We start from the raw sequence: 13035 nt of genomic DNA, 5'->3' as shown, positions 1-13035 counted from the left end.
GTGCGGGGGGGGGGGGGGGGGGGGGGGGGGGGGGGGGGGGGGGGGGGGGGGGGGGGGGGGGGGGGGGGGGGGGGGGGGGGGGGGCGGGGCGCGCCGGCGCGGCGGGGGCCCCCCCCCCCCCCCCCCCCGGACTACGAGGCTGCGGGGACGACCTCCACGCTGTAGATCAGGAACCGGTGGTCGGAGAGGTTCTTCGCACCCTCCGCGGCCGTCGGCTCCACGATGCACCACCTGCTGTCCAGGTTGCTGAAGACGTAGTCGAGCTTGATGTGCGTGTCGTGCGTCTCGACCCCGGTCCGCGGTTTGACGGGCCCCGGGAACTTGACCTGGTTGCACTCGTCGTAACCCGGCGCGTCCTGACCCGCCGCGTCCTTGCCCGTCGAGTACAGATCGGCGGGCCACACCTTGGCGTTCGCCGGTCCCGAGTCGGGCGGAAGGGTGTTGAAGTCGCCGCCGAACACGACCTTGGGGTAGTCCTCGACGACGTCCCTGAGGGCGAGCATGTAGTCGTCGCGGTAGTCCAGTTTGGGGAAGTCCTCGTCGGATTCCCGCCGCGGGTTGTGCACGTTGCACAGCCGGACCTCGAAGTAGGTGGCGGTCGCGCACTGGAACGGCGGGACCAGACCCGTGCTCGGCTGCACCATGGGGTACTGGACCGGATCCGACAGACCGGCCGCCACCACGATGGCCGTGCCCACGTCGTCGTTGGGGTCCTTCGGTTCGCTCGTGCCCGGCTTGGTCTCGCACGGGCTCACCGTCAGCGCGCCCTTCTGCGACCAGTGGTACGGGGTGAAGTTCACGCTCCACGACGGGCCGAGCGAGGCCGTGAGCTCCTTGAGGGTGCTCTGGCAGACCTCCTGCAGGAGCATGGCCTGGACGTAGTTCTCCTGGACCTTCTGCTTCAGCAGCGCGACCTTCTGGGTGACCTGGCGTTCGGTGCAGCCGCCCCAGCGGGTGACGTCGCACATGTTCCAGCTCAGCACCTGGAGGTTCGTTCCCGCCTTCGGCTCGGCCACGGCGACGCTCCCGCTCGGACCTATACCGAGCATGACCAGCGCGGCACCGGCCGCGATCCTCCACAACGTACGCACGTCTCTCCCCTGACCCGGCCGAGCCGGCCGATCTTGCTGATGAACGGATGTACCTTACGCAGCCCGGCCGGGGTGCGTGGCCGCGCAGGGCCTCCGGGGGCTGCCCCGCTACCCGTTGACAGGGGATCCGGTGCGCCGGGATCATCGGCACACACTGCGTGGGAGAGCGCTCTCCGATCCTACGGGCGGTGTCAGGCGATTCCCGGCGGCGCGCGCGAAGGTGTGGTGGACAGGTGGACCCGTACGGCGGTGACGCGGAACGACTGGCGGACAAGCTGGATCCCGCACGGCGGGTGCGGCTGCTGACCGGCGCCGACACCTGGCGGACCCGGCCCGAACCGGACGTCGGGCTCGGGGAGATGGTCTTCTCCGACGGTCCCGCCGGGGTGCGCGGGCCCGGCTGGGACGAACGTTCCACCTCGGCCCTGCTGCCCTCGCCCACCGCCCTCGGTGCGCTGTGGGACGAGGAACGAGTCCGCCGGCTCGGCGAGTTCCTCGGGGACGAGGCCCGCCGCAAGGGGGTCCACGTCCTCCTCGCCCCCGCCCTCAACCTGCACCGCAGCCCGCTCGCCGGACGCCACTTCGAGTGCTTCGCCGAAGACCCGCTCCTCGCGGGGCGTACGGGGGCTGCCCTCATCCGCGGCATCCAGTCACGGGGGGTGGCCGCGACCGCGAAGCACTACGTCGCCAACGACTCGGAGACCGAGCGGCTGACCCTCGACGTGCTGCTCGGCGAGCGGGTGCTGCGGGAGCTGTACCTCGCGCCCTTCGAGGCCGCCGTCCGTGCGGGGGTGTGGCTCGTGATGTCGGCGTACAACAAGGTCAACGGCACCACGATGAGCGAGAGTTCCCTGCTCGCCGAGCCGCTGAAGGGGGAGTGGGGGTTCGACGGGGTGGTCGTCTCCGACTGGGGCGGCGTGCGCTCCACCGCCGCCTCGGCCCTCGCCGCCCAGGACCTCGCGATGCCGGGCCCCGGCGGGCCGTGGGGCGAGGCGCTGCTGACGGCGATGGCGAGCGGCCGGGTCCCCGCCGGAGTGGTGGAGCGCAAGGTGCGCAGGTTGCTGCGCCTCGCCGCCCGGGTCGGCGTCCTCGACGGCCCCGGGGTCGCTCCGGGGGGCCCTGCCGACGCCGGGGTCGACGCCGGTGTCGGCGGCGGCGGCGGTGCTGGTGTTGATGCCGGTGTCGGTGCCGCCCGCGGTGGTTCCGAGTCCGAAGGGACCCGTACCGGAACCCTCGCTCTGCGCCGGGAGTTGCGCGACGCGGCCGCCGCGAGCTTCGTGCTGCTGGAGAACCGGGACGTCTTGCCGCTGGACCCCGGCGGGCTGACGGGCGTCGCCGTGATCGGAGTGCACGCCGACGCCCCCCGCGTGCAGGGCGGCGGCAGCTCCGAGGTGTTCCCGCACCGGGTGGTCAGCCCGCTCGACGGGCTGCGGGACGCGCTGTCGCCCCGGGTCCGGCTGGTGTACGAACCCGGCCCCACGCCGGAGGGCGGCGGCGGGCCGGCGCCGCTGGGCGCGCGGCACGCACGCGACCCCGAGAGCGGCGTCCCGGGCGTGCGGCTGCGCGTGCTCGACGCCTCCGGCGCGGTGCTGGCCTCGGCGCACCAGCCCTCGGGCCGGGTCCTGGAACCCGCCCTGCCGGCCGGCGCCCACACCATCGAACTCGCCGCCGTCCTCCACCCGGACGTGACCGGTCCCTGGACCCTCGGGATCGGCGGATTCGGCGCACTGCGCCTCACCGTGGACGAAACGACCCTGATCGAGGGCGAGTTCCCGCCCGAGACCGACGATCCGGCCGTCATCCACGTCCGCCCGCCCCAGCGCACGGCCCGGATCCAGCTCACCGCCGGACGTCCCGTCCAGGTCCTCGCCCGTCGCGCGCTCGCCCCCGGCACCGGCCGGGCCACCGTCCTCAGTGCCGCCCCGCCCGTCCCCGACCCGGCCGAGGCGCTGGCCGCCGCCGTGGCCGCGGCCCGGGCCGCGGACGTCGCCGTCGTGGTCGTCGGCACCACCGAGGGCGGCGAGTCCGAGGGCTGCGACCGCGACGGCCTCCGACTGCCGGAGCCGCAGGACGAGTGGGTGGCGGCGATCCTCCGCGCGAACCCCCGTACCGTGGTCGTCGTCAACGCGGGCGGCCCCGTCGAACTGCCCTGGCGCGAAGCCGCCGGCGCGGTGCTCCTCACCTGGTTCCCCGGCCAGGAGGCCGGGCACGCCCTCGCGGATGTCCTCCTCGGCCGCACCGAACCGGGCGGCCGCCTCCCCACCACCTGGCCCGCCACCCTCGCTCAGGCCCCCGTGCACGTCACGCGCCCCACCGACGGCCGGCTCCCGTACGAGGAAGGCCTGCACATCGGACACCGGGCCTGGCTGCGCGCGGGCGCGGAGCCGGCGTACTGGTTCGGGCACGGACTCGGCTACACGACCTGGGAGTTCGAGCGCATCGGCCCACCCGAGCCGACGGGCGACGACGGACAGGGCCACGGCGGCCACGGTGGCCAGGACGCCGGCGACGGCACCCGTAGCGGTAGCGGTAGCGGTAGCGGTGACGCCGACGGTCCCGCTCCCGGCCCTGGCCCCGGTCCCGGTCCCGGTCCCGGAGCCGTGACCAGCGACCGCGGCGGATACGCGATCCCCGTGTCCCTGCGCAACACCGGCACCCGGCGCGGCCGCCAGGTCGTCCAACTCCACCTGTCCCGTCCGGACTCGGCGGTCGAGCGTCCCGTGCGCTGGCTCGCGGGATGGGCGGCGGTCGATGCGGATCCCGGGGAGCGGGTGACGGCGTACGTACGGATCCCCGCGCGCGCCCTGCAGTACTGGTCCGTGGACTCCGGGGGCTGGGTCACGGAGCCGGGCCGCTTCGACGTCCTCGCCGGTCACAGTGCGGGCGACCTTCCGCTACGGGGTGTGCTCGAGGTCTGATCCCCGGCGGCTACAGTGCCGCCATGGACGGAACGAGCACGGGGGCCGGGCCCGGTACGGGAACGGCCCCGACCCTGGAGGACGTGGCGCGCGCGGCCGGGGTGTCCCGGGCCACGGTGTCCCGCGTGGTCAACGGCGTCCGCAACGTGGACCCGGCCATCCAGCAGACGGTCCAGCGAGCCGTCGAGGCGACCGGATACGTGCCGAACCGGGCCGCCCGTTCGCTCGTGACCCGGCGTTCGGGCGCGGTCGCGCTGGTGGTCTCGGGCGCGGGAGCCGCCGCGGACCGGGTGTTCCAGGACCCGTTCTTCGGACGGGTGGTGAGCGGGGTCGTACGGGCGCTTCGGCCGCGCGGGGTGCACCCGGTGCTGATGTTCGCCGACGGGGAGGCGGACCGCGCGCAGGTGCTCGCGTACCTCGCCCAGGGCGGCGCCGACGGCGCGCTGCTCGTCACCACCGACGGGCACGACCCGCTGCCCGGCCTGCTCGCGGCCGCGGGCCTGCCCGCGGTGCTCTTCGCGCGGCCCGTGCCGCCGGTGCCGCTGGACTGGGTCGACCTGCGCCACCGCGAGGGCGGTGCGCTGGCCGCGCGGCACCTCCTCGCCGGGGGGCGCCGCCGCCTCGTCGCGATCGGCGGGCCCGCGGACGTGCCGGCGAGCCAGGAGCGGGTGGCGGGCTTCGTGGAGGCGGTGCCGGGCGGTGCGGTGCCGGTGGCCGAGGCGGACTTCACGCTGGACGGGGGCGAGCACGCGATGCGGGTGCTGCTGGCCGAACGGCCGGACCTGGACGGGGTGTTCGCGGCGAACGACCTGATGGCGCAGGGCGCCTGCCTGGTGCTGCGCGAGCACGGCCGCCGGATCCCCGAGGACGTGGCGGTGGTCGGCTTCGACGACTCCGGCGCGGCGGTGGCGGCCAGGCCCCGGCTGACGACGGTCCGTCAGCCGGTGGAGGACATGGCGTCCGACATGGTCCGGCTCCTCCTGGACCGCGTCACGGGCGCGGCGACGTCCGACCCGACCGGCGTCCTCTTCGCTCCGGAACTCGTGATCCGCGACTCGGCCTGACCGCCGACGCGCCCGGCACGGCGCCCGGACGGACCCTCTACGGGCTCCCTACCGACCCCCTATGGCCCCCCTTACGGACCCGGTGTGCCGGTACGGACCGTGTCATCGGCTCGATCGCTCAGGCCGTGGGCGGGGATGCCGATGCTCCGCCGCATGGTGCGGCGCATCTCCTGGAGCTGCTTCCAGAGCCCCATGATGTGGGTGTGCGTCTGCTCGAGGGACTCGCCCTCCCGGCGCGGCGGGATCCCGCCGTCGAGACGCTTGAGGACCCCGTACATCCCGTTGAGCCTGCGGTGGACGTCGTCAGCGGCGGCGAGCGCATCGTCCGGGACCCGCATCTGCGCCTCGGAGTACCGCGCGCGGTGCTCGCGCCGCGCGTCGTCCAGACGCGACCGCAGGTCGTCCGTGACGCGGCCCTGGTGCCGCCGTGCCCTACAGCCCACGCACACCGTGCCGGCGCGCCGGTCGGAAGAGGACGCCCCGGGACGGAGCTCGGCACCGCCGGTCACCCGCCGGACGGGCCCGAGGCCGTCCCCGTCGGATCGTGCCGGGCCGGCCGGCGCGATCCGACGGGGACGACCTGACGCGGCACTAGCCCTGTCGCGTCGCCGCGGCCGACGCCCCGCGGACCTCCAGGGCCGTCTGCCAGCCCGGGGCCTCCGACGGGGTTTCCGGTGGCGTGCGGCGGCCGCCCGTCGTGAAGAAGGCCGCCAGGGGGAGGGTGGCCGCGCCGACGGTGACCGCGTCGGGTCCGAGCTGGCCCATGTCGATGGTGACCCGCGCGGCCGGGTGGCGCAGGGAGTACCGCGTCGCGTGTTCCCGCACCGCCGGGAGGATGTACGGGCCGAGCATCAGGCCCGCCCAGCCGCCGATGAGGATCCGCTCGGGATGGAACAGGTTGATCACGTCCGACAGGCCCGCGCCCAGGTACTCCGCGGTCTCCTCGAGGACCTCCAGGGCGATCCGGTCGCCGGCGCGGGCCGCGGCCAGCAGCTCGGTCAGCGCGTCCTCCTCGTCCTCCGCGCCGGCGCCGGGGTCCCCGCCCCGTTCGGCCCAGCGCACGAGCAGCGACTCCGCTCCCGTGTACGCCTCCAGGCACCCCAGCGCCCCGCACCGGCAGCGCCGGCCCCGGACCTGGACCGTCAGGTGGCCCCACTCCAGCGGGGCGCCCTCGGTGGGGCCGCCGCCCGGGGAGCCGTCGGTGATCAGGCTCGCGCCGACGCCGGATCCGAAGAGCACGACCACCGCGTCGCGCGCGCCGCGCCCCGCGCCGAACCACATCTCCGCCTGGCCGAGCGTGCGCGCACCGTTGTCGATGATGTACGGGACCTCCTCGGGCACGGCCCGCGTCGCGCGCAGCAGCGCCTCCAGCGGGACCGCGTCCCAGCCGATGGTCTGGCCGTGCACCACGGTGCCGCCCGGGGCGTCGCGGTCCACGATGCCCGGTACGCCGATCCCCACCCCGAGGAGCCGGTCCGTGCCGACCCCGGCCTCCGCGAGCACGGTGGCGATCCCGGTGCGCACGTGATCGACGATCGGGCCGACGTCGTAGCAGCCGCGGGGCTGCAACGGCAGCTCGGTGCGCGCGAGTTCGGTGAGGGTGAGGTCGAACAGCTCGACCCTGACCCGGGTTTCGCCGACGTCGATGCCGATCATGTGCGCACTGCCGGGCGCGACGCGCAGCAGCGTTCGCGGGCGGCCGCCGTCCGAGTCGACGATGCCGGCCTCCTCCAGCAGCCCGTCCGCGACGAGTTCGCCGACGACGTTGCTGACGGATCCCGAGCTCAGCCCGGTCGCGGGACCCAGCTCCTGCCGGCTCATCGGCCCGCCGAAGTACAACCGCTGCAGCACGGCGCTGCGGTTGCCCCTCCGCAGGTCCCGCACCGTACGTCCACTGCGCCCCGTGGTCATGTGGCTCCTTCCGCCCTGACGTCGATCGCAACATACCCTTGCGCGACCCCTTGACGCGACCCTTTCACGAGGCTTAACTCACGTCCTAAATTAAGGCCTGGATCAAACAGAGCGGCCGAGTACCCGGTTGGGGCCTGGTACTCGTGCCGTCCCGCGGCCTTTCTTCCGAACCTTGCCGAAAGGGACCGAGCCGCCATGCGCAGAACCCGAGCCGCCGCCGTCACCGCCGTCACCGTCTCCATGCTCGCAGCCGCCACCGCCTGCGGGGGCGGATCCGCGGACAACGGGGGCGGGTCGAACAGCGCCCCCAAGGAGCTCACCTACTGGGCCTCCAACCAGGGGCCCGACATCGCGGCGGACCAGGCGACCCTCGGCCCCGAGCTGAAGAAGTTCGAAGAGCAGACCGGCATCAAGGTCAAGCTCGAAGTCGTCCCCTGGTCCGACCTGCTCAACCGCATCCTCGCGGCCACCGCCTCCGGGCAGGGCCCGGACGTCCTCAACATCGGCAACACCTGGTCCTCCTCCCTCCAGGCCACCGGGGCCCTGCTGCCCTGGGACGCCAAGAACTTCGAGGCCATCGGCGGCAAGGACCGCTTCGTCGAATCGGCCATCGGCTCGGCGGGCGCCGTCGGCAAGGACCCGGCCGCCGTCCCGCTGTACTCGATGTCGTACGCGCTCTACTACAACAAGAAGATGTTCCAGGAGGCGGGCATCGAGAAGCCCCCGGCCACCTGGGACGAGATGGTCACCATCGGCCAGAAGCTGTCCAAGGACGGCAAGTGGGCGCTCGGCGCCGAGGGTTCGAACCTCTCCAACAACATCCACCAGACCTTCGTCTTCTCCCAGCAGCACGGCGCGAACTTCTTCGACGCCTCCGGCAAGCCCACCTTCGACACCCCGGAGAACGTCGAGGCGGTCAAGCAGTACGTCGACCTGATGGCCAAGGACAAGATCATCGCTCCGGGCAACGCGGAGTACGACAAGAACCAGTCGCTCCAGGACTTCGCCAACGGCAAGACGGCCATGGTCCTCTGGCAGAGCGCCGCGAGCAGTTTCAAGACCCAGGGGATGAAGGAGGGCGACTGGGGCGTCGCCCCCGTACCGGTCCCGGCCGGCGGCACCCCCGGCACCGGCAAGAACACCAACTCCATGGTCGCCGGCATCAACATGGCCGTCTTCAAGAACACCGACAACATCGACGGCGCCCTGAAGTTCGTGAAGTTCATGACCAGCGACGACGAGCAGAAGCTCCTCAACAAGACCTACGGGTCCGTCCCGCCGGTCAAGGCCGCCCAGAGCGACCCCGCCTTCGCCAACGCCGACCTCACCGTGCTGCGCAACACGCTCTCCACCAGCGCCGCACCGCTCCCGCAGGTCCCCGAGGAGTCGCAGTTCGAGACCGCCGTCGGCACCGCCGTCAAGGAACTCTTCGCCGAGGCCGCCGCCGGCCGCGCGGTGACCACCGAGTCGGTCAAGGCGCGGCTGACCAAGGCCCAGCAGCAGATGCAGAAGTGAGCACCGGTTCATGCCCGTCGCACCCCTCGCACCCGTAGCAGAGAAGCCGGTCGCCCCGGCGGGGAGGGTCAGGCGCACGACCGCACGCGTGCGCCGCCCCGGCCGCATGCGCCGCGCCGCCCTGCCGTACCTCCTGCTCCTGCCCGCCCTCCTCCTCGAACTGCTCATCCACCTGATCCCGATGGTCATGGGCATCACGATGAGCTTCCGGCAGCTGACCCAGTTCTTCATCCGGAACTGGTCCAGCGCCCCCTGGACGGGCTTCGACAACTACGAACTCGCCGTCGACATCGACAAACCCGTCGGCGAGGCCCTGCTCCACTCCTTCTTCACGACCATCGGTTTCACCCTCCTCTCGGTGGGGCTGTGCTGGTTCCTCGGCACCGCCGCCGCCGTGTTCATGCAGGAGACCTTCCGCGGCCGCGGCATCCTGCGGGCGCTGTTCCTGATCCCCTACGCGCTCCCCGTCTACGCGGCCGTGATCACCTGGGCGTTCATGTTCCAGCGGGACAACGGCCTGGTGAACCACGTCCTCCACGACCAGCTCGGCATCGGCGGCGCCACCCACACCTTCTGGCTGCTGGGTGACAACAGCTTCTGGGCACTGCTGATCATCTCCGTGTGGAAGGGCTGGCCGTTCGCCTTCCTCATCGTCATGGCGGCGCTCCAGAACATCCCCAAGGACCTCTACGAGGCGGCCGCGCTGGACGGGGCCGGCATCTGGCAGCAGATCCGCCGGATCACCCTGCCCTCGGTCGGCGCCGTCAACCAGGTACTGATCCTGGTGCTGTTCCTGTGGACCTTCAACGACTTCGGCACGCCCTTCGTGCTGTTCGGCAAGTCCGCACCGGAGGCGGCCGACCTCGTCTCCATCCACATCTACCAATCCAGCTTCGTGACCTGGAACTTCGGCACCGGATCGGCCATGTCCGTCCTCCTGCTGCTGTTCCTCCTGCTGGTCACCGCCGGCTACCTCGTCCTCACGACGCGGGGACGGAGGAACTCCGATGCCTGATCCCGTCCGCCACCGCCCGCGCGGCCGCGCGAAGTCGCCCCTGGACCCGCCGGCGTCTTTCAAGGTGATCCGGGCGGTCTTCCTCACCGTCCTCGCCGTCTTCGTCATGGTGCCCGTCTACGTGATGGTCACCAGCTCCCTCAAACCCCTCAAGGACGTGGCCGGCCAGTTCCGCTGGATCCCCAGCGGACTGACGATCCGCCCCTACATCGACATCTGGCACACGATCCCGCTCGCCAAGTACTTCGTGAACTCCCTCATCGTGGCGGGCGCGGCCACCGCCTGCTCCGTCGTGATCGCCGTCTTCGCGGCGTACGCGGTCAGCCGCTACCGCTTCCGCGGCAAGCGTCTGTTCACGGTGACGGTGCTCTCCACCCAGATGTTCCCCGGGATCCTCTTCCTGCTCCCGCTGTTCCTGATCTTCGTGAACATCGGCAACACCACCGGGATCGCCCTGTACGGATCCCGGGGCGGGCTGATCCTCACCTACCTCACCTTCTCCCTCCCCTTCTCCATCTGGATGCTCATCGGGTACTTCGACTCGGTACCCCGCGACCTCGACGAGGCCGCCACCGTGGACGGCTGCGGCCCGCTCGGCGCGCTCTTCCGCGTGGTGATCCCGGCCGCCGTACCCGGCATCGTCGCCGTCTCCGTCTACGCCTTCATGACCGCCTGGGGCGAGGTCCTCTTCGCCTCCGTCATGACGAACGACGCCACCCGCACCCTGGCCATCGGACTGCAGGGCTACTCCACGCAGAACGACGTCTACTGGAACCAGATCATGGCCGCCTCGCTCGTCGTCAGCATCCCCGTCGTCGCCGGATTCCTGCTGCTGCAGAAGTACTTGGTGGCCGGACTCACGGCAGGAGCCGTCAAATGACCCTTTCCGCAGAACGCCTCAACGCGGCACGCACCGGCACCGCCCGCCCCGCCGCCGCGCCCGCCCCGATCGACCTCGGCGCCCTGCCCCGCGACTTCGTCTGGGGCACCGCGACCTCCGCCTACCAGATCGAGGGCGCCGTGGCCGAGGACGGCCGCGCACCCTCCATCTGGGACACCTTCACCCGCACCCCCGGCGCCATCGACGGCGGCCACAACGGCGACACCGCCTGCGACCACTACCACCGGTGGCGGGACGACATCGGCCTGATGCGGCAGCTCGGCACCAACGCCTACCGGCTCTCCGTCGCCTGGCCGCGCGTGCTGCCCGGCGGCGACGGCCCCGTCAACGACAAGGGCCTCGACTTCTACGACCGGCTCATCGACGGACTGCTCGCCGCGGGCATCGAACCGTCCGTCACCCTCTACCACTGGGACCTCCCCCAGGCGCTCCAGGACCGGGGCGGCTGGCCCGAGCGGGCCACCGCCGAGCACCTCGCCTCGTACGCCGGCCTCGTCGCGGAGCGCCTCGGCGACCGCGTCACCCAGTGGGCCACCCTCAACGAGCCGCTGTGTTCCGCCTGGATCGGCCACCTCGAAGGCCGGATGGCCCCCGGCGTCAGCGACCTCACCGCCGCCGTCCGGGCCTCCTACCACCTGCTGCTGGGCCACGGCCTGACCGTCCAGGCCATCCGTGCCGCGGCGCCCGGCGCGCAGATCGGCATCGTCAACAACCTGTCCACCGTCGAACCCGCCACCGGCAGCGACGCCGACCGGGCCGCCGCCCGGCGGATGGACGGCCACGTCAACCGCTGGTGGCTCGACCCCGTCCACGGCCGCGGCTTCCCCGCCGACATGCGCGAGGTCTACGGCGTGGACCTGCCCGAACGCCCCGGCGACCTCGAGACCATCGCCGCCCCCCTCGACTGGACCGGCCTGAACTACTACTTCCCGCAGATCGTCACCGCCGACCCGCACGGCGTCGCCCCCTACGCCCGGATGATCGACCGGCCCGGCGTCCCGCGCACCGGAATGGACTGGGAGGTGGACGCCGACGGCCTGGAGACCCTGATCATGCGCCTCACCGAGGAGTACGGGGCCCGGCGCATCCTCATCACCGAGAACGGCTCCTCCTACCCCGACACCGTCGCCCCCGACGGCAGCGTCCACGACCCCGAGCGCACCGCGTACCTGACGGCCCACCTGGCCGCCTGCGCCCGCGCCGCCCGCCGCGGCGCGCCGCTGGCCGGCTACTACGCCTGGTCCCTGCTCGACAACTTCGAATGGGCCTACGGCTACGACAAGCGCTTCGGTCTGGTCCACGTGGACTACGCGACACAAGCGCGCACGGTCAAGACCAGCGGCCGGCACTACGCGGACGTGATCGCCGCCCACCGGGCCCTGTAACCGTCCCACCCGCACACCGCGCACCCCTCCCGCGCGCGGGCACCGTACGCCGCGCGCGTACACCTCACCCGCACGCCCCGGCCGAACCGCCGCGCCGCGCCCGCCCGTCCTCCCCGGGCGGGCGCGGCATTTCGTGGTGGGATGGGCGGGGGGCCACCCGACACGGAGAGGCGAGACGTATGTCCGAGGATGAAGAGGGCACCATGCGGGCGATGGCGTACACGACGTACGGCGGGACGGAGGTGCTCCGCGAAACCCGGATCCCGGTCCCCAAGGTCGGCCCCGGCGAGGTCCTCGTCCGCGTCCGCTGCGCCTCCGTCAACCCGGTCGACTGGAAGATCATGGCGGGCGGGCTCGACGGCCTGATGGACGTCGTGTACCCGGTCGTACCCGGCTGGGACGTGGCCGGGACCGTCGAGTACGCGGGCATCGACACCCCCGAGTTCACGGCCGGCGACGAGGTCGTCGCCTACGCCCGCAAGGACTACGTGCACGGCGGGACCTTCGCCGAGTTCGTCACCGTGCCCGTACGGGCCCTCGCGCGCAAGCCCGTCACCCTGAACTGGCAGCAGGCCGCGGGGCTCCCGCTGGCCGGCCTCACCGCGTACCAGCTGCTCACCCGCCTGAAGACCGGCAAGGACGACACCGTCCTCATCCACGGCGCCGCGGGCGGCGTCGGCTCCTTCGGCGTGCAGATCGCCCGCGCGCTCGGCGCCCGGGTCATCGGCACCGCCTCCCCGCGCAACCACGACCGGCTGCGCGCACTGGGCTGCGAACCCGTCGAGTACGGCGAGGGCCTCACCGACCGGGTCCGCGCGCTGGCACCCGACGGGGTCACCGTCGTCGCCGACTTCGTCGGCGGAGTCCTCGACACCACCCTGGCGGTCCTGGCCGAAGGCGGCCGCCACGCGTCCATCGCCGACCACGACGTGCTCGGCGCCGGCGGCCAGTGGATGTGGGTACGGCCCGTCGGCGAAGACCTCGCCGAGCTGGGCAGGCTCGCCGACGCGGGACTGCTCGACGTCACCGTCGCCGAGACCTTCCCGCTCGCCGACCTGGCCGCCGCCTTCGCACTCAGCCAGGCCGGCCATACCGCGGGGAAGATCGTCGTCGAGCTCTGAGCGTCGCCCCTTTCGCGAGATCCGGACGAGACGGCCCAGACGTGACCGCGGGGGGGCCCCCGGCGGGGGCGGGGGCGCGCGGCGGGGGGGGGGGGGGGGGGGGGGGGGGGAGAG

Annotated in this window: 10 protein-coding genes; 7 read left to right on the top strand and 3 right to left on the bottom strand. The window is 72.8% G+C overall.

Annotated features, from left to right (window positions below):
- Window positions 1-131 precede the first annotated feature (131 nt).
- On the bottom strand, window positions 132-1091 hold the full coding sequence (locus tag ACWF9Z_RS06520) for an endonuclease/exonuclease/phosphatase family protein (RefSeq protein WP_453598103.1): 960 nt from the start codon (window positions 1089-1091) through the stop codon (window positions 132-134).
- A 233-nt stretch (window positions 1092-1324) separates the two neighbouring features.
- Between ACWF9Z_RS06520 and ACWF9Z_RS06515 the strand changes: the two genes are divergently transcribed.
- Both ACWF9Z_RS06515 and ACWF9Z_RS06510 read left to right on the top strand, forming a co-directional pair.
- Window positions 1325-4009: a glycoside hydrolase family 3 C-terminal domain-containing protein gene (locus tag ACWF9Z_RS06515; RefSeq protein ID WP_453598101.1), complete on the top strand. Its 2685-nt coding sequence runs from the start codon at window positions 1325-1327 to the stop codon at window positions 4007-4009.
- A 23-nt stretch (window positions 4010-4032) separates the two neighbouring features.
- Window positions 4033-5073 (top strand): LacI family DNA-binding transcriptional regulator, encoded by a 1041-nt coding sequence (locus ACWF9Z_RS06510; protein ID WP_453598098.1) that lies wholly within the window; start codon window positions 4033-4035, stop codon window positions 5071-5073.
- 71 nt (window positions 5074-5144) lie between these two features.
- On the opposite strand, the gene ACWF9Z_RS06505 is transcribed toward ACWF9Z_RS06510, so the two are convergent.
- Together ACWF9Z_RS06505 and ACWF9Z_RS06500 are read right to left on the bottom strand one after the other, a co-directional pair.
- Window positions 5145-5516: a hypothetical protein gene (locus ACWF9Z_RS06505; RefSeq protein ID WP_453598096.1), complete on the bottom strand. Its 372-nt coding sequence runs from the start codon at window positions 5514-5516 to the stop codon at window positions 5145-5147.
- 148 nt (window positions 5517-5664) lie between these two features.
- On the bottom strand, window positions 5665-6984 hold the full coding sequence (locus ACWF9Z_RS06500) for an ROK family transcriptional regulator (protein WP_453598094.1): 1320 nt from the start codon (window positions 6982-6984) through the stop codon (window positions 5665-5667).
- Between the two features lie 195 nt (window positions 6985-7179).
- Between ACWF9Z_RS06500 and ACWF9Z_RS06495 the strand changes: the two genes are divergently transcribed.
- From ACWF9Z_RS06495 to ACWF9Z_RS06475, 5 genes are all read left to right on the top strand, one after another.
- Window positions 7180-8499 (top strand): ABC transporter substrate-binding protein, encoded by a 1320-nt coding sequence (locus ACWF9Z_RS06495; protein WP_453598092.1) that lies wholly within the window; start codon window positions 7180-7182, stop codon window positions 8497-8499.
- Window positions 8500-8509: 10 nt separating this feature from the next.
- Window positions 8510-9514 (top strand): carbohydrate ABC transporter permease, encoded by a 1005-nt coding sequence (locus ACWF9Z_RS06490; protein WP_453598090.1) that lies wholly within the window; start codon window positions 8510-8512, stop codon window positions 9512-9514.
- Window positions 9507-10394 carry a carbohydrate ABC transporter permease gene (locus tag ACWF9Z_RS06485; RefSeq protein ID WP_453598088.1) on the top strand — a complete coding sequence of 296 codons (888 nt, stop codon included), beginning with the start codon at window positions 9507-9509 and terminating at the stop codon, window positions 10392-10394. Before ACWF9Z_RS06490 ends, ACWF9Z_RS06485 begins: the two co-directional genes overlap by 8 nt.
- Window positions 10391-11800, top strand: a complete 1410-nt coding sequence (locus ACWF9Z_RS06480) for a GH1 family beta-glucosidase (protein WP_453598086.1) — start codon at window positions 10391-10393, stop codon at window positions 11798-11800. Before ACWF9Z_RS06485 ends, ACWF9Z_RS06480 begins: the two co-directional genes overlap by 4 nt.
- 203 nt (window positions 11801-12003) lie before the next feature.
- Window positions 12004-12921 (top strand): NADP-dependent oxidoreductase, encoded by a 918-nt coding sequence (locus tag ACWF9Z_RS06475; RefSeq protein WP_453598315.1) that lies wholly within the window; start codon window positions 12004-12006, stop codon window positions 12919-12921.
- The last annotated feature ends 114 nt before the right edge of the window (window positions 12922-13035 follow it).

This window comes from Streptomyces sp. NPDC054961, from assembly GCF_053609145.1.
This window is presented reverse-complemented; position numbering and strand designations above follow the sequence as displayed.